This window comes from Caldimicrobium thiodismutans (assembly GCF_001548275.1).
GTDB lineage: Bacteria > Desulfobacterota > Thermodesulfobacteria > Thermodesulfobacteriales > Thermodesulfobacteriaceae > Caldimicrobium > Caldimicrobium thiodismutans.
The window spans coordinates 1,222,421-1,245,258 of sequence record NZ_AP014945.1 but is presented as its reverse complement, the minus strand read 5'-3'; the positions used below and the strand labels follow the sequence as shown (position 1 = coordinate 1,245,258).

General features: G+C 40.2%; 27 protein-coding genes, 2 tRNA genes and 1 pseudogene. 13 read left to right on the top strand and 17 right to left on the bottom strand.

Annotated elements, in window-relative coordinates; all coding sequences use genetic code 11:
* Positions 1-101 precede the first annotated feature (101 nt).
* Entirely contained in the window at positions 102-1,388 is a 1,287-nt protein-coding gene (hemL, locus tag THC_RS06180) for a glutamate-1-semialdehyde 2,1-aminomutase (protein ID WP_068514854.1), read from the top strand.
* A 2-nt stretch (positions 1,389-1,390) separates the two neighbouring features.
* On the opposite strand, the gene ilvC is transcribed toward hemL, so the two are convergent.
* From ilvC to THC_RS06155, 6 genes are all read right to left on the bottom strand, one after another.
* On the bottom strand, positions 1,391-2,383 hold the full coding sequence (gene ilvC, locus THC_RS06175; protein ID WP_068514851.1) for a ketol-acid reductoisomerase: 993 nt from the start codon (positions 2,381-2,383) through the stop codon (positions 1,391-1,393).
* Positions 2,384-2,618: 235 nt separating this feature from the next.
* The gene (locus tag THC_RS09435; protein ID WP_153303652.1) at positions 2,619-2,780 is read right to left on the bottom strand and encodes a hypothetical protein; all 162 of its coding nucleotides are present in this window, start codon (positions 2,778-2,780) and stop codon (positions 2,619-2,621) included.
* 25 nt (positions 2,781-2,805) lie between these two features.
* Complete coding sequence (locus THC_RS06170; RefSeq protein ID WP_068514847.1) at positions 2,806-3,057, bottom strand: hypothetical protein; 252 nt, start codon at positions 3,055-3,057, stop codon at positions 2,806-2,808.
* A gap of 235 nt (positions 3,058-3,292) precedes the next feature.
* Positions 3,293-3,366 (bottom strand) — tRNA-Arg (locus tag THC_RS06165).
* Between the two features lie 15 nt (positions 3,367-3,381).
* Positions 3,382-3,453: transfer RNA gene (locus THC_RS06160), tRNA-Val, on the bottom strand.
* 682 nt (positions 3,454-4,135) lie between these two features.
* Complete coding sequence (locus tag THC_RS06155; protein WP_068514845.1) at positions 4,136-4,873, bottom strand: hypothetical protein; 738 nt, start codon at positions 4,871-4,873, stop codon at positions 4,136-4,138.
* 219 nt (positions 4,874-5,092) lie between these two features.
* Between THC_RS06155 and THC_RS06150 the strand changes: the two genes are divergently transcribed.
* The 3 genes from THC_RS06150 to coaBC all read left to right on the top strand — a co-directional run bounded on the left by THC_RS06150 (position 5,093) and on the right by coaBC (position 7,214).
* Complete coding sequence (locus THC_RS06150; RefSeq protein ID WP_148638836.1) at positions 5,093-5,299, top strand: hypothetical protein; 207 nt, start codon at positions 5,093-5,095, stop codon at positions 5,297-5,299.
* Between the two features lie 303 nt (positions 5,300-5,602).
* Positions 5,603-6,025 carry a hypothetical protein gene (locus THC_RS06145; protein WP_068514840.1) on the top strand — a complete coding sequence of 141 codons (423 nt, stop codon included), beginning with the start codon at positions 5,603-5,605 and terminating at the stop codon, positions 6,023-6,025.
* Positions 6,015-7,214, top strand: coding sequence for a bifunctional phosphopantothenoylcysteine decarboxylase/phosphopantothenate--cysteine ligase CoaBC (gene coaBC, locus THC_RS06140; protein WP_068514836.1), 1,200 nt, complete (start codon positions 6,015-6,017; stop codon positions 7,212-7,214). Before THC_RS06145 ends, coaBC begins: the two co-directional genes overlap by 11 nt.
* Here the strand turns inward: coaBC and ahbD are convergent.
* From ahbD to THC_RS06120, 4 genes are read right to left on the bottom strand one after another with little or no spacing between them, the layout of a single operon-like run.
* Positions 7,177-8,256, bottom strand: a complete 1,080-nt coding sequence (gene ahbD / locus THC_RS06135; RefSeq protein ID WP_068514833.1) for a heme b synthase — start codon at positions 8,254-8,256, stop codon at positions 7,177-7,179. The genes coaBC and ahbD overlap by 38 nt on opposite strands.
* Positions 8,243-8,704 carry an MOSC domain-containing protein gene (locus THC_RS06130; RefSeq protein WP_068514831.1) on the bottom strand — a complete coding sequence of 154 codons (462 nt, stop codon included), beginning with the start codon at positions 8,702-8,704 and terminating at the stop codon, positions 8,243-8,245. Before THC_RS06130 ends, ahbD begins: the two co-directional genes overlap by 14 nt.
* Positions 8,705-8,717: 13 nt before the next feature.
* Positions 8,718-9,473 (bottom strand): fumarylacetoacetate hydrolase family protein, encoded by a 756-nt coding sequence (locus THC_RS06125; RefSeq protein WP_068514828.1) that lies wholly within the window; start codon positions 9,471-9,473, stop codon positions 8,718-8,720.
* Between the two features lie 21 nt (positions 9,474-9,494).
* Positions 9,495-10,013 (bottom strand): ferritin, encoded by a 519-nt coding sequence (locus THC_RS06120; RefSeq protein ID WP_068514825.1) that lies wholly within the window; start codon positions 10,011-10,013, stop codon positions 9,495-9,497.
* A 156-nt stretch (positions 10,014-10,169) separates the two neighbouring features.
* On the opposite strand from THC_RS06120, the gene pyrE reads away from it, so the two are divergent.
* Genes pyrE through THC_RS06095 form a run of 6 tightly spaced genes read left to right on the top strand, consistent with a single transcriptional unit; the run spans position 10,170 to position 14,268 of the window.
* Positions 10,170-11,144 carry an orotate phosphoribosyltransferase gene (gene pyrE, locus THC_RS06115; protein ID WP_068514820.1) on the top strand — a complete coding sequence of 325 codons (975 nt, stop codon included), beginning with the start codon at positions 10,170-10,172 and terminating at the stop codon, positions 11,142-11,144.
* 4 nt (positions 11,145-11,148) lie between these two features.
* Positions 11,149-11,907 carry a sulfite exporter TauE/SafE family protein gene (locus THC_RS06110; protein ID WP_068514817.1) on the top strand — a complete coding sequence of 253 codons (759 nt, stop codon included), beginning with the start codon at positions 11,149-11,151 and terminating at the stop codon, positions 11,905-11,907.
* Between the two features lie 12 nt (positions 11,908-11,919).
* A complete protein-coding gene (argJ, locus tag THC_RS06105) occupies positions 11,920-13,068 on the top strand; it encodes a bifunctional glutamate N-acetyltransferase/amino-acid acetyltransferase ArgJ (RefSeq protein WP_068514814.1) in 1,149 nt (382 codons plus the stop codon).
* 2 nt (positions 13,069-13,070) lie between these two features.
* A complete protein-coding gene (locus THC_RS09430; protein WP_153303651.1) occupies positions 13,071-13,223 on the top strand; it encodes a hypothetical protein in 153 nt (50 codons plus the stop codon).
* A 2-nt stretch (positions 13,224-13,225) separates the two neighbouring features.
* Positions 13,226-13,984, top strand: coding sequence for a 5'/3'-nucleotidase SurE (gene surE / locus THC_RS06100; RefSeq protein WP_068514811.1), 759 nt, complete (start codon positions 13,226-13,228; stop codon positions 13,982-13,984).
* 50 nt (positions 13,985-14,034) lie between these two features.
* Positions 14,035-14,268, top strand: a complete 234-nt coding sequence (locus tag THC_RS06095; protein ID WP_068514809.1) for a MarR family transcriptional regulator — start codon at positions 14,035-14,037, stop codon at positions 14,266-14,268.
* On the opposite strand, the gene THC_RS06090 is transcribed toward THC_RS06095, so the two are convergent.
* The 4 genes from THC_RS06090 to THC_RS06075 form a co-directional block, all read right to left on the bottom strand.
* On the bottom strand, positions 14,265-15,188 hold the full coding sequence (locus tag THC_RS06090) for a bifunctional riboflavin kinase/FAD synthetase (RefSeq protein WP_068514804.1): 924 nt from the start codon (positions 15,186-15,188) through the stop codon (positions 14,265-14,267). The two genes, THC_RS06095 and THC_RS06090, sit on opposite strands and share 4 nt — an antisense overlap.
* Positions 15,169-16,311 carry a glutamine-hydrolyzing carbamoyl-phosphate synthase small subunit gene (carA, locus tag THC_RS06085; RefSeq protein ID WP_082706337.1) on the bottom strand — a complete coding sequence of 381 codons (1,143 nt, stop codon included), beginning with the start codon at positions 16,309-16,311 and terminating at the stop codon, positions 15,169-15,171. The genes THC_RS06090 and carA overlap by 20 nt, the downstream gene beginning before the upstream one ends.
* A protein-coding gene (gene prfB / locus THC_RS06080) for a peptide chain release factor 2 (protein WP_407922073.1) occupies positions 16,292-17,489 on the bottom strand; the annotation gives its coding sequence in 2 pieces (ribosomal slippage) (positions 16,292-17,374 and positions 17,376-17,489; 1,197 coding nt in all). Before prfB ends, carA begins: the two co-directional genes overlap by 20 nt.
* A gap of 9 nt (positions 17,490-17,498) precedes the next feature.
* Positions 17,499-17,714 (bottom strand): ATP-binding protein, encoded by a 216-nt coding sequence (locus THC_RS06075; RefSeq protein ID WP_068514801.1) that lies wholly within the window; start codon positions 17,712-17,714, stop codon positions 17,499-17,501.
* 186 nt (positions 17,715-17,900) lie between these two features.
* Here THC_RS06075 and THC_RS09785 point away from each other — a divergent pair, with 186 nt between their 5' ends.
* Positions 17,901-18,071, top strand: a complete 171-nt coding sequence (locus THC_RS09785) for a hypothetical protein (protein WP_407922072.1) — start codon at positions 17,901-17,903, stop codon at positions 18,069-18,071.
* Between the two features lie 115 nt (positions 18,072-18,186).
* Here THC_RS09785 and THC_RS06070 read toward each other — a convergent pair.
* The 3 genes and pseudogenes from THC_RS06070 to THC_RS06060 all read right to left on the bottom strand — a co-directional run.
* Positions 18,187-19,158: pseudogene (locus THC_RS06070) on the bottom strand (glycosyltransferase); the annotation flags it as partial.
* Entirely contained in the window at positions 19,121-21,409 is a 2,289-nt protein-coding gene (locus THC_RS06065) for a glycosyltransferase (RefSeq protein ID WP_068514796.1), read from the bottom strand. The pseudogene THC_RS06070 and the gene THC_RS06065, both read right to left, overlap by 38 nt.
* On the bottom strand, positions 21,357-22,094 hold the full coding sequence (locus tag THC_RS06060) for a DUF2334 domain-containing protein (protein ID WP_082706335.1): 738 nt from the start codon (positions 22,092-22,094) through the stop codon (positions 21,357-21,359). The genes THC_RS06065 and THC_RS06060 overlap by 53 nt, the downstream gene beginning before the upstream one ends.
* A gap of 173 nt (positions 22,095-22,267) precedes the next feature.
* On the opposite strand from THC_RS06060, the gene THC_RS09425 reads away from it, so the two are divergent.
* Together THC_RS09425 and THC_RS06055 are read left to right on the top strand one after the other, a co-directional pair.
* Positions 22,268-22,417: a hypothetical protein gene (locus THC_RS09425; RefSeq protein WP_153303650.1), complete on the top strand. Its 150-nt coding sequence runs from the start codon at positions 22,268-22,270 to the stop codon at positions 22,415-22,417.
* A 98-nt stretch (positions 22,418-22,515) separates the two neighbouring features.
* Positions 22,516-22,833, top strand: a complete 318-nt coding sequence (locus tag THC_RS06055; RefSeq protein WP_068514790.1) for an MTH1187 family thiamine-binding protein — start codon at positions 22,516-22,518, stop codon at positions 22,831-22,833.
* Positions 22,834-22,838 lie beyond the last annotated feature (5 nt).

Sequence of the window (22,838 nt, the reverse complement as noted above, 5' to 3'; positions counted from 1 at the left end):
CTTTTAAGCCTAAGTGATATGGAGTTCTTGTCCCTCGTTTTTTTTATTAGCAAAGGAGACATGCTTTTATTATAAACAAAAAATTGCAGGAGGAAGATAAAATGGGAAGACTAAGGTCAGAACTTTTCTTTGAAAAGGCTCAAAAGATTATCCCAGGGGGAGTAAACAGCCCGGTGCGTGCCTGTAAGGCTGTAAAAAGTAATCCTGTCTTTTTTGAAAGAGGAGAAGGAGCATATTTAATTGATGCGGATGGTAATCGCTATATTGATTATGTGGCCTCTTGGGGGCCTCTTATTCTGGGGCATGCTCATCCCAATGTGATTGCGGAGGTCTATTTTGCAAGTAAAAGGGGAACAAGCTTTGGAGCACCTACCTGGCTTGAAGTGGAGATGGCAGAGCTTATTCGAGAGTGTATCCCCTCAATGGAAAAGGTGCGACTTGTGAATTCAGGAACCGAGGCTACAATGAGTGCCCTGAGGCTTGCTCGGGCCTTTACAGGCAGAAAAAAGATAGTCAAATTTGACGGCTGTTATCATGGCCACTCAGATTCCCTGCTTGTTAAAGCTGGTTCAGGGCTTGCAACCTTTGGCATTCCCTCAAGCCCCGGAGTTCCAGATGAGCTTACTACACATACCATAAGTCTTCCCTTTAATGATCAAGAGAAAGTGACAGAAGCCTTTGAGAAGTATGGCTCTGAGATTGCCTGTGTTATTCTTGAACCAGTGCCTGCTAATATGGGAGTTGTCCCTCCTAAGGAGGGGTTTCTTCAATTTTTAAGGGATATTACCCAAAAATATGGAGCCCTTCTTATTTTCGACGAAGTCATAACTGGCTTTAGACTTGGTCTTGGAGGAGCACAAGGACATTTTGGAATAAAACCTGATTTAACCTGTCTTGGAAAGATTATAGGGGGAGGGCTTCCAGTGGGGGCTTATGGGGGTAAGGCTGATATTATGTCTCTAATAGCTCCAGAGGGTCCAGTCTATCAGGCTGGCACTCTTTCAGGAAATCCCATTGCCGTTTCAGCTGGATTGGCTACCCTTAAAGAGCTGAAAAAACCTGGTGCCTATGCAAGACTTGAAAATCTTACCCAAGCCCTTGAAGAAGGAATAAGGGAAATTCTTAAAGAACTTTCTCTTCCCTATCAAGTGGTGAGATGCTCATCTATGCTTACCCTTTTCTTCACAGATAAAGAGGTTACGGATTTTCAATCTGCCCTTTCTTGTGATACTGAAAGGTTTGCAAGCTTTTGGCAGGGGATGCTTAAAAGGGGTATCTATCTACCACCTTCTCAGTTTGAAGCCTGGTTTGTTAGTCTTGCTCATAGTGAAAAGGAAATAGAGATAACCCTCAAGGCCCTGAGAGAGACCTTGAGGGAGGTAGGATAAACTTATTTTTTCTTAAGCCAGGGCATCATAGCTCTTAATTTTTTGCCTACCTCTTCAATTGGATGTTCAGCCTCTTTTTTCCGGAGAGAGTTAAGAACTGGTCTTCCCGCCTGGTTTTCAAGGATCCATTCTCTTGCAAATTCACCATTTTGAATTTCCTTAAGGATCTTTTTCATTTCCGCCCTTACCGCATCGGTTATAATCCTTGGTCCTCTGGTTAGATCACCATATTCAGCGGTATCACTTATAGAGTATCTCATGAAGGCAAGGCCACCCTCATAAATGAGGTCAACAATAAGTTTTAGCTCATGTAAACACTCAAAGTAGGCAATTTCAGGTTGATAGCCTGCTTCAACCAAGGTTTCAAAACCAGCCTTAATAAGAGCAGAAACCCCACCACAGAGGACAACCTGTTCTCCGAAAAGATCCGTTTCTGTCTCTTCTTTAAAGGTGGTTTCAATTATACCAGCTCTTGCCCCTCCAATTCCTTTGGCGTAAGCTAAAGCCCGAGGCAGAGCAGATCCTGTAGCATCCTGATGAATAGCCACAAGACAGGGAACTCCAGCTCCTCTCTCAAACTCTCTTCTGACAAGATGCCCTGGTCCCTTGGGGGCAACCATAGCCACATCAACATCCTGAGGAGGCACAATCTGGCCAAAGTGAATATTAAACCCATGAGCAAAAAGAAGCATTTTCCCAGGTTTTAACACCGGCTCAATACACTCTTTATAGAGAGAGGCCTGAGTCTGGTCTGGGACAAGGATCATAATGAGATCTGCTTGGCTACAGGCCTCTTTGGGAAGGAGGGGTTCAAACCCGTCCTTTTTAGCTCTTTCCCAGCTTGGCCCCCCAGGTTTAAGACCTACAAGAACATTTAAACCTGAATCCCTAAGATTAAGGGCATGAGCATGCCCCTGGCTTCCATAACCAATCACTGCAATAACCTTGTCTTTTAAAATAGAAAGATCAGCATCTCCTTCGTAATAAACCTTCATAGGACACCTCCTTAAATTAGATATTTGATAAGGGATATTTTAACACCGATGCACAGATTGAAAACATTTTTTTTGAATTTTATAACGCCCTGAAAAAGGATAAAGGGTTTCGATCAAAAATTTTTTTTATTTGTGAGCAGACACAAAAAGAGATTTCAAATTGACCACTTAAAAGATGAGAGTATAAATAAGTGGTTTAAAAAGCAAAAAGGGGGCTTTGAAGCCCCCTAAGGATTTAGCAACCCTCTACTTTTTTCTTGCCTTTGGGTGCTTCTTTTTTGGTTGCGTTCTGAGTGGCATTATCCTTCTTTGCGTCTTTCTTTTCAGAAGCCAAGGTTAAACCAGCTGCACCAAAAAGAAAGGTAACTCCAGTTAAAAGGGCAACTAATTTTTTCATAATTTTCACCTCCTTTTAGGATTTTTTACTTTTTTCCAGCTTCAGCAAAGGCCTTCTTGATGTCTTCATCCTTTACAGATTTGTGAAGGGCCTTTTTGGCAGACTTGTTTCTCAAAAAGTCAACAAGCTCATCCGCAGACTTAGCCCCGCTCTTCTTGATGTTTTCAGCCACTTTGTCCATGGTCTTGTGGCACTTTACACAGGACTCAACCGCAAAAACAGATGAAGCTGAAACTACAAAGGCACCACCAATTAAAAGAGCTACTAACTTCTTCATAATTCCACCTCCTCATTTAGGTTTTTTTTATTTTTAGTCAATTCTTTAAAAAAGTCAAGACCCAAATATACATTATCAAAAAATATGCCAATTTCTTTAAAGTCCAAATTCAAGATTTACCAAAGTTATAGAGATTATGTATTGAAGGATTATGACAATTTCGTTTTTTTATATCAGACAAATTTGTTAGGCTTAAGATTTTTAGTTATTGAAAAGAATTTAACTGAAAAACTTACGCCCCTGGCAGGATTCGAACCTGCGACCTTGAGATTAGGAATCTCACGCTCTATCCTGCTGAGCTACAGGGGCTGAAACTTTAGTAAATGGGCGGAAGAGGATTTGAACCTCTGACCCCCGGCTTGTAAGGCCGATGCTCTCCCCCTGAGCTATCCGCCCCTCTTGATTCAGATTTTAAACTAAAATAAACTATTTTTTTTCAATGTCAAGCAAGTGTATAAGTCCATATCTTTTGTGACTCATGAGGATTTTTTCTACTACTTCTCCTCTCATCTTTCCCCTTTTTTATCCTCTTCCTTTTTTCTTGTAAGAATATGAACTTATGACCCTTTAGCTAAGCTCCAATTAGTGCAATCTTCTTAGCGTAATGCATCATTTAATTTTCTAAAGGAAATTATTTTACCTCTCCCTCCTTTTTATTATCAATTTTTTCCCGAAAATAATTCCATTTTTTCTCTAAATATGCTTTCTCAAGCATTTTCTGATATCTCCTTATCTTTCTGCAAAGCTCCTTTACCTTTCCACCTACTCTTTTCTTTGAAAAAAGCTTTGCGAAAGAACTAAGCTCGTAAATTCAAGAAGGGTGAAATAGATAGTTTTTTCGTGAAGGTTAAATAGAGGAGCTGAGATTTTTTATATGAGGCAACGATAAATTTTCAAATAGGTTTTTAATGAGGCAATTCGAAGAAAATGATGCCCAAGGTAAATTTGATAATACCCAACAAAAAAGGCAAAAAAAAGCAAACGGAAGGATCTCAGCTTCAGGGCAATTTTTGAAGGCCCCTTTTTAAGTTCAATTCAATTATATGTGGTGGATCAAAGGATTAAAAAAGAACAGGGCTTATCTCTTTGATACATTAATAAAAACTACCATTGAAAATTTTTTTTCAAACTCAGAAGGAATCTCTTGAGCTATAACCACAGGGATAGTTTCCATCTGAAAGACCTTAAAAAAAATTTCTGCCCTCTTTAAGGCCCTTTCTGCATCCTTCTCATAGGCTGAAACTGAAGCTTCAACTGCTAAAAGAAGCTCCCTTGGCTCTTCCTTTTTCCTGCACCTGATAAGCACATCCAGATCAAGAGCATAATTCCTCTCTTCCCAGGTAATAATCCCCTGAGAAACTGCTTCATCAAGAACCTCAAGCCAGGTCTCCCCTGGAATAACCTTTACCTTAAGAAAAAATCTCCCAAAATAGGCATGAGCCCTTTCTCTGACTTTACGCTCAAAGTTATCTCCCTTAAGATCTGCAACATCAATTTTAAGCTGGGCTACATCCCTCTTTAATTCCTCAACATCCTTCTCAAGTCTATCTAAACGCTCCTCAACTTGTTCAAATCTCTTATCAACTTGTTCAAATCTTTCATCAATCTTTTTAAATTGTTCCTTTACCTCTTTTGCAAATTCTTCAAATCTTGCTGGAAGTTCAAGTAAATCCGCAGATAAAAGCACCCTCCTCAACTCTAATGCCCACTGAGGATGTGCCTTAAGGGCTCTATATATATCACCCAGCGAAATCACAGAAGTTTGATCCATCTCCTTCTCAATCTCTCTTGGATCTTCTATGGCTTGAGTTTGCATAAACCCCCCTAAAATAGCCTCTCTTTAAATTATAACCACAAATCCCTATCTTGCAAATTTTTGTATAATTCCATATCTCCCTAATTTGCCGATAGAAACAATCAAAAATCCAAAAGCCTCCTTTTGTATTTAGATTTCTGGATGATATAATATCACCCAGTAGCCATCTGGTCAGAGTTTTTAAGGTCCTTTGGGATAAAGGATGTCATAGAGAGGCATATGCCAGAGCCTGGTTCAAACAGGGGATACAAGGCATGGCATTATATAGAGCCTATATTACTGATGCTTATAGGAGGTGGCAGGCACATAGAAGAGTTGAGGGAGATAATAGAGGTAGCTGGCAAGGTAGTAAAACATGCCCGGAAGCTGTGTATGAAGATATATTACAAAAAGATAAGGCTCAGGCATGCAGAATTATCAGGATAAAAGGGATAAATAACAAAGAGCTGAGATTGAGATGGAAGGAATAGGAGGGGGTAGTGTTTTTTAAAACAGGCAAAATTGAGAAGCTTAAAGGGGTAGAGGCTGATTAGATGAGATAAAACATTGTAAAAGACCGGTAAAAGAGCATAAAAATTTTCTCAATGGTTGACTGAAAGAGCAAAAGAAGACCAAAAGCAGGATAGTATCTAAATTTTGGAACTTCTATCGGCAACTTTGGGGGCAATTCGAAAGTTTGACAAAGGGTTAATTGTGACTATAATATAAAAAAAACATCAGGAGGAGATTATGAGAAGGGTTTTCATAAGTTTATTTTTGACCTTTCTACTTATTTCACCTCTCTTAGCCCAGGAAAAAGTGGAGGTAACTACCCCTGAAAAGATTGAGGTCAAAGAAGAAATTTCCTATCCTGTTCCCAATGTGCCTGTCTTAAAAGGACTAAACTATCAACCTTCCGAAAGCGCTATTCTTAAAACTGGGGGAATACTTACAGGAATGCTTGTGTTTAAAGGTAATTACAAGGCCTCTGCTTTAGTTGAATTTTACAGAGTTCAGATGAAGGCTAATGGTTGGCAGGAGATTGGAAGTTTTACCTCTAAAACCACCTTTTTAGCCTTTAAAAGACCTGATGGACAGGCCTTTATAAGCATTTCTGAAAGCTGGTACCAAACAGAGCTGCGTATTATTGTTTTTATAACCAGTGTTAAGTAAGCATAAAATCCTTATAGGAATAACTGGTGGAATCGCTCTTTATAAGGCCTGTGAGGTTATTCGTCTCTTAAAAAAGGAAGGTGCTCAGGTTAAGGCAGTTCTCTCCACCGGGGCAGAAGAATTTGCCCGTCCCCTCTTATTTTCTGCTTTGACCGGTGAGAAGACCTATACTAATAGTGATTTTTTCTCTGCAGGCTCAATGCCACATATTGAATTAGCTAATTGGGCTGAGGCCATATTAATTTTACCTGCTACTGCCTCTTTTCTTTCTAAATTAAGATGTGGTCAGGCCAGTGAACTTCTCCTTGCCCTACTTTTAGCAACAAGGGCCCCTGTGTATCTCTTCCCCTCTATGAACACAGTCATGCTTGAGCATCCAGCTACTCAAGAAAATTTAAAGGTTTTAAGGTCTTACGGGTATCTTATCTATGAGCCTGCTGAAGGGGAGCTTGCCTGTGGTGAGATAGGAAAAGGAAGGCTCCCTGAACCTTTAGAAATCCTTGAAGTTATCAAGGCCCACTTTAAACCTAAGGATTTTTTTGGGAAAAAAGTCCTTATTACAGGTGGTCCAACCCGAGAATATATTGATGAGGTTCGTTTTATCACTAATGCCTCCTCAGGTAAAACCGCTTATCTTTTAGTTAAAGAGGCCTATTTCCGAGGAGCGGAGGTCTTTCTCCTCTGGGGGCATAAAGAGTTTCCCTATGAGCTTCCTAAATTGAATTATTTTTCAGATATTCCCTATCCTAAAATCATAACTACTCTTACTACTCAGGAGATGTTTGATCAGGCAAGAGCTATTTTCCCAGAGGTGGATATAGGTATTTTTGCTGGAGCTCCCTGTGATTTTAAACCCAAAAGCTCGCATACCGGTAAACTCAAAAAAAGAGAGCCCCTTACCCTTGAGCTTGAGCTAACACCAGATATTGCCAAAGGTCTTTCAAAAATTAAAGATAAACAAATTACCATTGGCTTTGCCTTAGAAGAAAGGGAAAAATTATTAACTTATGCCCTGAGTAAAAAAGCTGAAAAGGACTTTAATCTTCTCATAGCCAATCCCCTTGAGACTGCAGGGGCAGACACCTCAGATTATCTTATTCTTGGCCCGGTATTTCAGGAGGAATTCAAAAACCTTTCCAAGGAAAAATTAGCTACACTTGTTTTTGATTTAATAGGGAGGCTTTCTTAGGCTGATAGGTGCAGAGGGGTTCTTCTTCTAAGTAATCTCCTGTTAATTCATAGGCTCTGGCCCGGCATCCTCCACAGACCCTGATGTATTCACATTTTCCGCACTTGCCTTTGTAGAGGCTAAAGTCTCTGAGTTTATTAAAGACTTCAGAACCTTCCCAGACCTCTTTAAAGGTGTTTTTTCTTAAGTCACCACAGGGGACCTCTAAATATCCACAGGTCTGCACAATCCCTCTATGAGAGATAAAGCAAAAACCTACTCCAGCTAAACAGCCGCGAGTTACTGCATCAAGACCAAAGGTCTCATAGGTGACTTCTTTGCCTTCTGCCCGTGCTCTTTCCCTCATGATACGGTAATAATGAGGGGCACAGGTTGCCTTAAGATGCAAAGGAGATTTTTCCCTTTGTTCATAAAACCAGTTAAGCAAAGCTTCATATCTTTCCGGAGTGAGAGCTTCCTCTGTAAGTTCCTTTCCCCTTCCAACAGGCACGAGTAAAAAGATATGATGGGCTACTGCTCCCAGCTTCTTAGCAAGCTCGTGCACCTTAGGGAGCTCTTCAGCATTTACAGCGGTAATTGTCGTATTTATCTGAAAGGGGAGGCCTGCTTCTTTTAAAATTTGAATCCCCCTTAAGGCTCCCTCAAAAGCCCCGGGCATTTTTCTAAAATTATCATGGGCAGATGAATCTGCCCCATCCAGACTTATGCTTACCCTTGAGATTCCAGCCCTTTTAAGTTCAAGAGCTATCTCCCTGGTTAAAAGGGTTCCATTGGTGGCAAGCACCGGTTTTAAGCCAAGAGAGGTAGCCTTCTCAGTAATCTCGAGTAAGTCCTTTCTTAAGAGAGGTTCCCCTCCTGTGAGAATCATAACGGGATTTCCAACTTCTGTTATCTCCTCAAGGATACGGAAGACCTCCTCTGTGCTCAATTCTCCCTCATAGGTGCCTTGAGAGGCTGATGCTCGGCAATGGATGCAATCAAGATTGCAGGTTCTGGTAAGTTCCCAGGCAATAAGTTTGGGTATAAACTTATTCTTTTCCATTTTGAGGCCCTCTTTTTATAATTTTTAAGGGATCCCCTACTCTTAAGATTCCACCCTTTAATACCTTAGTGAAGATCCCGCGATTACGCATTTCGCATTTACCCACCCTTTGAAAAATAGCACATCCATGGTGACACTTTTTACCGATCTGAGTAACCTCAAAGAGGCATGTCCCAGCCTCAATCCGATCTCCTACCTCAACTCTGGTTAGATCCACATCGGTAGTCACATTTTCAGCAAGCTCTCCGAAGGCAAGGGGTCTTCCCACCAAAGTTTTCATCCACTCAAGAGTGGATATATCTAAGAAACTCACCTGTCTATGCCATGGACCAGCGTGGGCATCTCCTTCAATCCCAAAGTTCTCTATAATGCGGACCTCTTCAACATTTTCCTTAGGAACTCCTTTTTCTTTACTTACTGAAAGGGCAACTACCTTACCTTCAAGCATGAGCACCTCTCCTTTACATCAAAGCCTGCACATAGTTTCTTAAAACACCTATGCCACTTATTTCAACCTCAACAGTATCTCCAGAGCCAAGGGCTCCTACCCCAGGAGGGGTTCCCGTTGCAATAACATCTCCGGGAAGAAGGGTCATAATATTTGAGATAAAGTAGACCAACTCAGCGGGTTTAAAAATAAGCTCTCGGGTTGAAGAATTTTGGACGATTTTTCCGTTTAAACGAGTTTGAATATTAAGATCATCAGGATCAAGATTTTTGGTAATAAAGGGGCCGAGGGGGGCAAAGGTGTTAAAGCTCTTTGCCCTTGTCCACTGCCCATCTTTGCGTTGCAAATCCCGAGCTGTTATATCGTTAAAACAGGTATAGCCAAGGATAGCGGATTCCGCCTCTTTATAACTCGTAGGCCGATAGATTTCCTTTCCTATAACTACAGCCAGTTCTCCTTCATAATGGACCTCAGCACTCTCAGGGGGAAGAAGGATATAATCCTCAGGCCCAATAAGGGCTGAAACAGGTTTAAGAAAGATCAAAGGTTCCTTGGGTATCGGCATCTTTAGCTCTTCTGCGTGATCTCTATAATTAAGACCCACTCCTATAATTTTACTGGGAACCGTTGGGGCAAGAGGTCTTACTTCCTTTAATGGATACTCTCTCTTTTCCTCTTGAGAAACATCCAGAACTTTATCACCGATGAGAATCCCAAAAAAGGTGCGATTTTCCCTTTGAAATCTGCCAATTTTTAAAGGGATATCCATATATACCTCATAATATTTAGTTTAGACCTGAGTCATAAGGAGATTAAGATCAATGGGCCTCTGGCCAAGCTCTTTATCCAAATAAAATAGGGCCTGTGGGTCATTTTTAATAAGCCTGAGCTTAGAAAGTATGGACTTAAAAGATGCCTCTTCCTCTACTTGTTCCTCTACAAACCATTGGAGGAAATTTTCTGTAGCATAGTCTTCAAGCCTTTTTGCTAAACTCATAAGTTTATTAATCCTTGCAGTAACCTCTTGTTCATGTTTATAAGCAAAATCAAAGACATCTTCAGAGTTTTCCCATTCCTTAGGTGGAGCGGGAATCTCTTCAAGGACAACCCTTCCATCTCTTTCTGCAATAAACTTGTAAAACTTCATGGCATGCATCATTTCCTCTGCGGTCTGAGATTTCATCCAGTGAGCAAATCCCTCCAATCCTTGATCCTCAAAATAGGCAGACATGGCTAAGTATAAATAAGCAGAATAAAGTTCCCATTTGAGTTGTTCATTAAGGGCTTTTTCCATTTCTTCTTTAAGCATGGGCACCTCCTGCTATTGAAAAATTTTTACTTAAAGATTAATTTAAAGCAGAACTTTGAAATAGCAAGTATAAAGTGTAAATTTTGGCAAAGTTTCAAAAGAGCAGGATCTATACAAGTAAGTTGGTTTTTTTAAAAAATCTATTAAACTATCTCTATGCGCGAAAAAAGAAAATTTTTTCGTTTGCCCTTTGAAGAAAAGGTAGAATTTGTCTGTCCTAAGGGCATCTTTTCTGGAGTTGTAAAGGATCTGAGTTTTGGTGGGCTTTATATAGCAAATCCTGATAATTTCCCTGAATTAAAAGATGAAGTGGATCTTATTTTTTTACTTAAAGATGCCGATCCGCCCATTAAGGTTTTTATGAAAGGAAGGGTGGTCCGAATTGATAAAGATAAAGGTTTTGCCATTAAATTCATGAGTATTCCTCAGGAATCTTTCCAGCATCTTAGAAATTACATAATTTATAATGCCCCTTCCCCTGAAATAGCTGAACTTGAGATAAAGAAATTCCTGGGAGAATTTGATACAGCGCATCAAATTGTCAAAGCCTTCAATGTTTTTTTCTTAAAAAATGAGATTATGCCCTATTTACTTGAAAGGGCTTTACTTTATAGTCCTGAAAAACCCTTTAAACTTTCCAGTGGTAAAGAGAGTCCCTATTACCTTGACTGTCGGAAAATAACCCTTTATGGTCCCTCATACCAGCTCATAGGAGAGCTTTTCTGGGAGGAGTTGAGATATACGGATATTGAAGGCGTTGCAGGAATGAGTATGGGGGCTGATCCCATTGTTTGTGGAATTTTGTCAGCGGCTCTTTCTGAAGAGAGAGCTCTTGAAGGCATTTTAATTCGCAAAGAACCCAAAAAATATGGAACAGGGAAACAGCTCGAGGGCAATTTCTGCAAAGGTATGAAAATTGCTTTAGTTGAAGATGTGGTAACTACAGGGGGTTCCCTATTAAAGGCTATAGAGGCCTGTGAGAAAGAAGATTTGAACATTATCAGCGTTATTGCCCTGGTTGATAGAGAGGAAGGGGGCAAAGAGGCCTTAAAAGAAAGAGGCTATGAGCTTAAATCCTTTTTCACCCTCTCAGAAATAATTTCTACCCACAAGGAGCTTCAGTCTTCCTGAAGTAATGTCTGAGACGCTTTTGTTAAGCCTTATCTTTTTCCTTTCTGCCCTGGTTCATGGACTTGTGGGCTTTGCCTTTGCTTTGATGGCCCTTCCTTTGATAGCCCTTTTAAAAGGAGTAAAATTTGGGGTTCCCCTTCTATCTCTTTTTTCTTTTACCATAAATGTAATTATGTTATTTGTCCTGCAGGAAAAAAGGATTCTTAAAATTCCCTTGAGATTTTTTGGAGTAATAATACTTGGGGTTTTTCTTGGGGTTAGAGGCTTTACTCTTTCCTCCGAATATAGCCTAAGAATTCTTTTATTTTTAGCCATTTTTATATTTTTTCTTTGGGAGATTTATCAGCTTAAATATCATCAACATCTCAAATTTACTGACAATATTGACCCTGAGGTTTTCAAAAGACCTAAGGCCCTTTTGATTGCCCTTTTAGTTGGATTCTTAGCTGGTATATTAAATACTCCAGGGCCTCCCATTGTTATGTATCTTACCCTTTTGCGCTTTGATAAAAACCTATTTAAGGCTACTTTACAGCTTATTTTTGCCTTTTCTGCCTTTAATGCTGCTATAAATCATTATTTGACCGGAAATTTGACCGTTGAACTCTTGAAAATTTACATACTAAATCTACCTGTAATACTTTTAGGTATGCTTTTTGGGCAAAAACTTTATGGAAAGTTGAGTAATCGGGTATATTATTACCTTGTAAATGTATTTTTATTAATATCAGCCCTTCTTTTACTTATTAAACCCCATTCGTAGGAGGAGTAAAAGATGTATATTCCCGAGGGATTTATGTTTTCTGCAGTAGCTTCTGGAATTAGAAAAAAGGATCGTCTTGATCTTGGGTTAATCTTTTGCCAAGATAAAGGTATATCCTGGGGAGTATTTACAAAGAACACTGTAAAGGCAGCTCCGGTTATCCTGGGAAAGGGTCATATCAAAAATCCAGTCACAAGGGCTATTTTAGTTAATAGTGGTGTTGCTAATGCAGCAACGGGAATAGAAGGCATAAAAAGGGCAGAGGAACTTTTAGGAGCGCTCTCCCAGATCCTTTCCTTACGAAAGGAAGAGATTCTACCTGCTTCAACAGGTGTTATAGGGGAGCAACTCCCTCTTGAAAGAATCTTGCCGAGACTTCCTGAACTTATAAATAACCTTTCTCCATCCCATTATCTTGCCTTTGCTCATGCTATTATGACCACAGACACCTTCCCAAAACTGTCTTCCCGCAAGACGAAGGAGGGAATTTCAATTCTGGGTATAGCCAAAGGAGCAGGTATGATTGCACCAAATATGGCTACTATGCTGGCTTTTATTTTAACAGATGGCATCCTTTCAAAGGAGGACTTGAAAAGACTTCTTCAAAAGGGTGTGGAAGAGAGTTTTAACAGAATAACTGTTGATGGGGATATGAGCACCAATGATACAGTTTATGCACTTGCAAGCAGAAAAAAGCATATAGAAGACTGGAAAGAATTTTCGCATGCCTTTACAGAGGTTTTACAGGATCTCGCTTACATGATAGTTAAGGATGGAGAGGGGGCATCAAAGGTGATAAAGGTAGTGGTAAAGGGCACAAGAACCAAGGAGGAGGCTGAGCTTTTAGCAAGAGCTGTGGCAGAGTCACCTCTTGTTAAGACCGCTTTTTATGGAGAGGACCTTAATTGGGGGAGGATCTTTTCTGCCCTTGGAAAAACAGGGCTTCCCTTTCAACCCGAAGAGGTAGAACTTTTTTTAAATGGTCTTCCCTGGATCAAAGAGTTGACCCTGCAGAATGATGAGGAGGTTCTTAAAAAAGAACTTTTTAAAGGGGAGGTTGAGCTATCTATCAAACTTAAGCAGGGGAAACAGAGTTACTGGCTCTTGACCTGTGATCTTACTGAGGAATATATAAAAATAAATGCCAGTTACAGGAGTTAAAGATGGAAAAGAAAGAAAAACAAGAGGAAAAACTGTATTGCGAAAAATACAAAGAATGGGTGCTTGTTGAGATTGGTTGTAAGCATCCAAAGGAGTATTGTCAATTTAGGAAACAGTGTCTACTACATTTTAAGTCCCGGTTTAAAGATTTTTAAATATGAAGATACTTCTTACAAATGATGATGGAATTTATGCAGATGGCCTTTGTGGCCTTTATTTTACCTTAAGTGAAGAGCATGAGGTTTATATTGTAGCTCCAGAAGTAGAGAGAAGTGCTGTAGGGCATGCTATAACCATTCATTATCCCTTAAGGGTAAGAGAAGTAAGAAGAGGAAAATACTTTTGGGGATATGCGGTCTCAGGAACTCCTGCAGACTGTGTCAAACTTGCCATCTATGAATTAATTGGGCCTGTTGACCTTGTCATCTCAGGAATCAATCGGGGTGCTAATGTGGGTATAAATGTGCTTTATTCAGGGACAGTTTCAGCGGCAACTGAGGCTAAAATTCTTGGTTATAATGGTATAGCGGTATCCATTGATGCTTATGAAAATATTGATTATTGCTTTACTGCCTATTTCCTTGGAAAATTGGTCAAAAAGTTAAATAATCTTTCTTTACTAAGACCATTTTGTCTAAATGTAAATATCCCTCATTTAAATCCACATCAAATAAAAGGGGTAAAATTTGTAAGACAGTCTACTGCTAAGTTAAGGGAATTTTTTGAAAAAAGATTGGATCTTCACGGTAAAATATATTATTGGCAAGGAGCGGAGGAGCATACAGAAACAGATGAAGAAACAGATGTGGTAGCTCTAAAACAGGGATTTATCACTATTACACCCATCCAATATGATCTGACTTCATATTCTGGTTTAACCTCTTTAAATTCTCAGAAGATATCTATTGACATTTAATAAATCTGATATATAATTTGATAAAAAACCAAAAGTTAGGAGGTGCGACAATGAGAAAGAGAAGTAGGCCTGTTACTTTGGAAGATGTTAGATTTGTTTATGAGAATTATGCTTTGATGAGTGCAACTCAAATAGCTGAAAAGCTGGGTATTAGTAAATTTCAGGTGAACAAAATCGTTAATGAATTGAGAAAGAGAGGAATTGATATTCCTAAGAAAATCGGAAAAAAAGTTAATATTTATGATGCCTTCGTAAATGAGTTAAAAAAAGCTAAAAAGGCTTAGATTAACACTTTACGGATAAGCTGGCAATCTTGAGATATTTGTTGAATAAGCTCCTCAATAGAGGAGAATTTTTTTTCACCCCTTATAAATTTGACAAATTCAACTTTTAAAGCCTGGTTGTAGAGGTCCATATCTCCATTGAGGTCTAAGATATGGACTTCTATGGAGAGTTCTTTTTCATCAAAAGTTGGATTATAACCGATATTTAGAGCTCCTGGGAATCTTTGAAAATCTAAATATACCCAGACTGCATAAACTCCCTGGGCAGGAATGAGTTTTTCTGAGGGAATAAGTAGATTAGCGGTGGGAAAGCCAAGCTTTTTCCCCCGTCCCTTACCGGAGATAACCTTACCGATTAGGGTATAGTTTCGGCCAAGCATTTTGGAGGCTTTTTCTACTTCGCCCTTTTTCAGGGTTTCCCGGATAAGGGTGCTTGAGATAGTTTTATCTTCAAGTTTTACAGGGGGAACCTCGGTGACCTGAAATCCATATTTTTGTCCTAAATTTTTGAGAAGCTCTGTATCACCTGTCCGGGACCTTCCAAACCTAAAATTAAACCCGATCACCACAGCTTTTGCCCTGAGATAGTCCACAAGATATTTTTCTACAAAAAGATCAGCAGTAATTTCTGCCAAAGCCTTAGTAAAGGGAAGGACTACAACTCTTGAAAAACCCTCCCTTTCAAGGAGTTCAAGTTTTTCCTCTAAGGTAGTAAGAAGTTTTAGCTCAAGATGGGGTTGAATAACCTTTCTGGGATGGGGATTAAAGGTGACCACTAAAGGAACTAATCCTTTTAATTCTGAAATTTTAAAGGTTTCTTGAAAAAGAGCCCGATGGCCAAGATGAATGCCATCAAAGGCCCCAATGGTTATGGCTGTATCAAAGGGAAGAGGGAAATCCTTAGGAGAATAAATTTCCATCCTGGCCTTCAATCAGACGGATAAAGCAATCAAAGAGATAGATGGAATCGTGAGGACCTGGTGCATTTTCAGGATGATACTGAACAGAAAAGGCCTTAAGTTCAGGATGATAAAGCCCTTCAGAGGTATTGTCATTCAAGTTAATATGGGTTTTAATAACTTCTTTGGGGAGTTCTTCCATTTTTACGCAAAAGCCATGGTTCTGGGAAGTAATCTCCACTTTTTTGTTTAGGAGATTTAAAACTGGGTGATTTATTCCCCGATGGCCAAATTTAAGTTTAAATGTTGAGGCACCAAGGGCCTGTCCAAGGATCTGATGCCCCAGGCAGATTCCGAAGATTGGTTTCTTCCCAAGAAGCCCTTTCACTGTATTTACCACATAAGTTAGAGGAGCAGGATCCCCTGGTCCATTGGAGAGAAAGATTCCATCAGGATTGTGCTTGAGAATTTCTTCTGCAGAGGTTTTGGCAGGAAAGACAAGACACTCCGCACCTCTTTCAGCAAAAAGTCTCAGTTGATTGTATTTCATACCACAGTCAAGTATAGCAATTTTATATTTTGCCCTACCTTTGAAGGTAGAGGTGGAAAAATCAAAGCCCTCTTTATCGTAAAAATAGGGATTTTCAGTGCTTACATACTGAATAAGGTCTCTTCCCACATAGTCTGGACTTGCTTTAATTTTTTCAAGAAAATCTCCTGGATTTAGGGTTTCCGTAGTAATACCACCTTTCATAGCCCCAAAATTCCTTAAATGGCGAGTTAAGGCGCGAGTATCAATACCTTCTATCCCAAGAATTTGGTTTTCCTTTAACCATTCCCCTAAGGATTTTTCACCTCTCCAGTTATTGTAAAAGGGCTGATATTCTTTTACAATAAAACCTGCAACCTGAATGCGGGAACTTTCCATGTCCTCGGAGTTCACTCCATAAGTTCCAATGAGGGGATAGGTCATGGTGACAATCTGTCCATAATAGGAAGGATCTGTTAGAATTTCCTGATAACCAGTTATTCCTGTATTAAAGACGATTTCCCCAAAGGTCTCCCCTCTTGTGGTAAAGGAATAGCCCCAAAAATGGGTTCCATCTTCAAGCATAACTAAGGCCTTAATTTTTTCTCTTTTCATTTTTTTTCTCCTTTTCCTTGGTTAATTTTTCCTTGGTATACCAGAGTAAAAATTCCCGGATAAACTCGTCAATCTCACCATCTAAAACATCATCAACTCTATAGGATTCAAACTGACTGCGATGGTCTTTGACAACCTTGTGGGGATGGAGTATGTATGTTCTAATCTGATGTCCCCAGGCAATCTCTTTTTTCTCCCCAATGAGAGCCTCTTTTTTTTCCTCAAGTCTTTGTTTTTCAAGTTGATAGAGTTTGGCCTTAAGAATTTTTAAGGCAGTGGCTTTATTAAGGTGCTGGCTTCTTTCATTTTGGCAGGTAACAACTATTCCAGTTGGAATATGAGTCAGTCTAACAGCACTTTCTGTTTTGTTAACATGTTGGCCACCGTGCCCGCTTGCCCGCATAGTTTCAATCTTAAGATCTTCAGGCCTTATTTCAACCTCAACATCTTCTTCAATTTCTGGAATGACAGTTACCGAGGCAAAGGAGGTGTGTCGTCTGGCATTGGCATCAAAGGGAGATATCCTAATAAGTCTGTGGATCCCCTTTTCTCCTTTCAAAAGTCCATAAGCATTAGGACCCTCTATTAGAAGAACTGCACTTTTAATCCCTGCTTCCTCACCAGAAAGATAATCCACAAGTTTTACTCTGAAGCCTTTTTTTTCTGCCCAGCGTGTATACATGCGTAGAAGCATCTCAGCAAAATCCTGGGCATCGGTTCCACCAGTTCCAGCATGGATACTCAAGATGGCTGAAGAATGATCATAATCTTCGGAAAGGAGAAGAGTTGCCTCCTCTTGATGAAAAAGATTTTCAAATTTTTTGAGCTCCTGAAGAAAGCTTTCAAAGGCTTCTTGTGAACCCTCTTCCTTATAAAGGAGATACCAATCAACTAACTCCTTAAAAGCCCCCTCCAATTTTTCATAAAGGGAGAGTCTTTGTGAAATTTGTGATCTTTCTTTAAGGAGGTGCCTAAATTCTGGTGAGTCCCAGGTCTGAGTTTCTTGAAGTTTCTCCTCTATTTTATGCAATTTCTTTTTGAGACCTTCGGGGTCAAAGACACCCCCTTAAATCAGAAAGTTTCTCTTCATACTCTTTAAGAAGTCTTTCAAGGTCAATATTTTTATATTGAGTAAAAATGCCTGGAGTTAATAATTCTTTATGTGCTTGAACTTTCATTTTTATACCTCAACCCCCGTCCCAAAATATAATACAAATTTTTAAGATTTGAAGAAGAAAACCAAAAACAGGTATAAATTTTGTGTTATGAATAGAGGAGGATAAAGACTGACTTTCTTTCCCGACCCCTGGGCTCCCTATAAGTAATAGGTGGTGCATGCCTGCGCAGGCAGTCTCCGCAGCCCTTTTTGCCTTATGCTGTCCGTAAACCTCAGAAAAATCCAAGTCGTATTAGTGGCTTTGCCAGTTTTCTGGCTCAAAGCTTTCTGGCTCTTTTTTCAGCTCGCCGCTTAAAAACTTTACAAGCTTCAAAAGATTTTCAAAGCCGTACACGCCTCTTTTGTGTTTGCTTCTGGGACAATGGTTAAGATGTGTGTCCTTTAAGGCTCTCTAACAGGAAACACGGAAAAGATGGCTAAGCTTGTGGCAGAGGGTGCTAAAAAGGTGGAGGGCATAGAGGTAAGGCTAAAAAAGGTGGATGAAGCCGCCAAAGAAGCTGTGCTATGGGCTCATGGGCTTGCGGTTGGTTCACCTTCAAACATAAGTGTGTTATCTCGGAAGCAGAACCGTCTGAAAGAATGATCTTATAGAGCTCCAATAGTTTATCAAAGGTTGATTTCCAAGAGAAGTTTTCCTGTATGTATGAGCTTATCCTTAACCTTGTAGTCAAGCTAACTTGATTGACCGCTTCAAGCAGGGCACAATAAAAGCTTTCTGGTGCCAAGTCTTTTACCAAGAACTTTTTGAAGGGCTGTGTCTCAAGACCCATGTCAGGTGCCACAAGAATACAGCCACAAGCCTGAGCCTCCAAGAAGGAAAGCCCAAAGGTCTCCGAGCAGGACGCAGAAAGGAAAATATCACTACTTGCGTAAAGTTCTGCAAGCCTTTCCTTGTCCGATATATAACCCAAAAAAGTCACATTGGGATGTTTTTTTGCAAAGCTCTCTACCTTCTTTCTTAACGGTCCATCTCCCACCACTATAAAGTGAAAGGTGGCACTGTCCAGCATACTCACAATTTCAAGCAAAAGGTCTATGTTCTTTTCTGGCGAAAGCCTGCCTGCATATATGATTTTGAAGGTGTTTTCCTTTATGCCAAAGAAAGTGTTTAGGTTAGGATTCCTCCTGTATGGTGTGAAAATCTCCGTGTCCACCCCAAGGTTAACGGTGCGCACCTTTTCAAGACCGCACCCTTTCAGAAACTCTTCTTGCCTTTTTGAAGGTGTTAGCACAAGGTCAGCTTTTGATAGAGTTTTGATAGTAAAGTCAACTATCTTTTTTCTTAGTCTTTCGGGAAGGGGCAATAGGTTTGCATCCGTCCTCACATCTGAGTGGTAAAACACTATTAGCCTGTATTCGGTAGAGGAAAGGGAAACTGTAAGAAGGTAAGTCCCTTCAAGCTCTACTATGTCTGGCTTTTCCAGGTTAAGTATATTCTTTATTTCCTTTAGACTGCTAAAAAACCTGTATCCACCGCTCATAGGTATAGTAAAGGACGATATCTGATAAATCTTTGTGGAATTAATGTAATGGACCTTCTTTTCTTTGCCCGGTATTATCATTACATGTTCCACATTTTTGTTTTGTAAGTATCTTGACTTTTCTAAAAGATATCTCTTTATACCACCGCTTTTAGAATGAAAGTAAGGTGCGATATCGACAACTTTCATATAAAACCTCCTTTGTTTCATACAGAACTTCCCTTTTGCCTGCTATGTTTAGCATATATTCCATGTAAGTTTTTCTCAATTCAAGGCTTTTAGCCCTATACAAGGCTTCAGTAGCCATCTTGTCTCTCAGGGACTCGTCTTCAAGCAACAGGCTTAGCCTATCGATAAAATCGGTTTTCTCTGTGGCTATAAAGCCGTTTAGACCGTCCTCTACATGCTCGTTAGCTGCACCCTTTGAGCTTACCACCACAGGAAGACCGCTTGCCATAGCTTCCAAGACCACCTGTGCATAAGTTTCCGTCTCTGAAGGAAACAGAAAGACATAGGAGCTGGCATAAGCCTTTGCAAGCTCCTCTCCCCTCAAATATCCCACAAAATGCACATTCTTTGGTTTTATCTTCTCAAGCTCCTCCCTGTAGGGACCATCTCCAACCACTACAAAGGTCTCTTCAGGAAAGCCTTTTGCTACATAGAAAAAGGTTTCAAGGTTTTTCTCCTTTGCTACCCTGCCAACATACAGTATGACCCTTTCTACCCTTTTGCCAAGCCTGTCATTCCAAAAGTTTTCGTTCCTTTTATAAGGAGAAAAAAGCTTAGTGTCTACACCCCGCCTGAAAACTCTGACCTTTGAAGGCTCCACCCCCTTGCTCAAGAAGAGCCTTCTGTAATGCTCCGAAGGCACAAAGAATCTGTCAGAACTGTTAGCCAAAAAGACAAAAGCCTTCCATAAGAAGTTTTCCAACTCCTCATCTCCCGTGTATACACATGCATAGGTTGGTATGTCTGTGTGAAAGGCAAAGGTCACCTTGAGTCCTAAAAGCTTACCCGCAAGAAAAGCCATAAGTCCCAACGGTCCCGGCGTAGAAACATGCACACCTGTGAAGCCTTCCCTTTCAAGCTCTTCCACAAGATCCTTAAAGTCAGGCACACCCATCTTGAGCTCTTTGTAAAAGGGCGTAGGGACTTCTATTAAAGGCTTGAGAGATGTAAGGTTTTCTTTTCTTGTCCTTTCCTTTGAGCATACAAAGAAGTGGAAGGGTAAGTCTTCTTCAAGGGCTATGGCTTTCATTATGTTTGCCGTGCGCGCAACCCCGTTTAGCTCTTTGTATGTATCGGTGAAATAAGCAATTTTTACAGGGCCTTGCTTCACCATACCAAACTCCTTTGCCAGAGCCTTTACCCTTCTCTCTTCCTTTTTCTGCATATACTTAATAAGGTAAGGAAAGGCATAAGGAATTAGAGAAAGGATAAACCCGAAAAGCCCGGTCACAGACCTGTTTTTAAGGAACCTGTTCCACATAAAGAAGGGCAAACTGTCAAGGAGAGCCCTTACCAACTTTGTCCTTTCTGCATCCACACCCAGCAGGAACCTTAAACCCATGGCAACCGCCGGATCGTCCGAATACATAAGGACATAGTCAAGCACAGACCTTATCTCCTGTGGTATGCCGAAATGTTTGTTTATGTAAACATAGCCCACCCTTGCTACCGTGTTTACAAGCCTGTCCTCACTCAATTCCTCAGTTCCCACATCACTCCTACCATCCCTCAAACCCAAAAGGAACTCTTCAACACTCCTTGCACCCTCTATCTGCGTCCATGTCCTTCCCACATCCATGCTACCATGGTCATCCGAGCCTGCGGTAAAACTTATCCTTTCCCAGCTCCTTAAACTTCTGATTTTGTATTTCTCCTCCAACCTTCTTATAACATCCCAACTACTATAAGCTCGGGCTATGGTCTCCTCTATTTCCATTACACCATCCCCTCTCGTGCCGTTTATCACCTCCCAGGTGTCAAAAAGAAGAACCATTTTGTCTATAAGCCTTCTGGTTATTTTGGTTCCCTGCACCGAATACAAAGGATGGGCAAGCGTATGAGCTATGTTATGGTATTTCAGATACTCAACAAACTCATAAACATTACCCCTGAGCTTTAAAAGGTCTTCGTGCTGTTTTTCATTTATTCCGTAGGCTATTACATGGACCATTGCCTCTTCTTCTGGAAACTCCACCGTGTATTCACAGCTTATGAACACATCGGGCAGGTGAGCAATCTCAAGCACACCGCTTATGGTGTTGTGGTCTGTGATGGTAACAAAGGTCATACCCCTTTGCTTTAGCCTTTTGTATAACTCCATAGGCTCCGCATAGCTTTCGGGACAACCTATAAGCTTAGAAAACCACCCTCCCGGCAGGTTAGAAGCCTTGGAGTGAAGGTGCAAGTCTGCTCTTGCTAAAAAGTTCTTCATAGCTTATTAACCTCCTTGTTTTTTTTGTTTTAGCAAGCAAAAACCTCCACAGTTTTATCTTTCTCTTATCCCTGAAATCTCTTGGATGCAAGGCAAGCCTAAGAATTGGACTATCCTGATATAGCCTGAATAGTGCAGGTCCAAAGGTTATACTAAGCTGGCTAAGAAGTGGTCTGTTGCTGAAGGTTATAACCGGGCAGGTGTATAAGGCTCCCGTGTCAAGGTGTTTTATACCCTTTCTATAGGCAACAGCTTTGAACTCAAAAGAGTAAAGCACATCTTCAAGGTAGCGGTTTCCTATCCATGCAGGCGGGACAAAAAACTCAAACTTCATGTCCAAAAAGCTCACCATTTCCAAGGTTTTTTCTATCCTTGAGTAGGTCTCAGAAAGGGTTAGCCCCCCAAACTCTCCCTCCCCATAGGTCCACAAAAGGTCCCTCAGTCTTATACCCTTACCCTTATGGTTATATCCGTGAAGCACAAGCTCTTGACCTGTTGAGAATATAGCTTTTACGAAACTTGTATATTTGTAAATAGGTGCCTTATCCCAGAAATTGGGAACAAGAAGAAGAGAATATTTCTCAATGCCACAGACTGCAAGTAACTCTATAGCCTGCGCTATTTCATCATAATAGTGTGGGCTTACATCATGAAGCTCCACTATAGCGCATTTTTCCATTGGCATATAGTATGAAGGCTAAAGGTTAAGTTTTTATTAAAGAGTTGTTAAAGGATTGTTAAGAAATTACCTGTGCAGGTGCAAATAAGTGCTTACATAAAAGTATTCCGCAGGTCCAAGGTTATCTGAAAATTATCCTCATTAGGGATGTTCTTGACAATTATGCAAACCTTTTTCCGATGGTCTTTGGAAATACGAATGTTTATAGCTTAAAAACTTCTGAAAATCGCCCTCATAAACTGCATAAGCTCAGATCCTTACGAGAAAAAAGTAAGGGTGGTAAAAAAGCTCCTCTTTCTGAAGGGGAACGGGTATGTGGAGAGATTTAATTTGTGTTATGCCCAAAGAAAAAATACTATAGAGTCTCAAAAGCTTTGGACTTATACAACTAATTGAGAAAAATTTTTTTTAGTGTAAATTTGGAGATATGAGTGTTCTTGTGTCCATAAGTATTTTCCCTCTTGATAAAGGGGAAAGCGTTAGTAGTTATGTGGCAAGAGCTGTAAAGGTTATAAAGGAATCAGGCTTTCCCTATAAGGTTTCTCCCATGGAAACAACCTTTGAAACAGAAACACTTGATTCCGCTCTTTCTGTGATAAGAAAATGTTTTGAAGTAATGGAATCTGATTGTAACCGTGTCATTTGCAATGTAAAATTTGATTATCGGAAAGGAAGAAGTTCGGGGATAATTTCCAAGCTTAAATCCCTTGAAGAAAAGCTGGGTGAAGAAATAGAGAGGAGTTAAGTCTA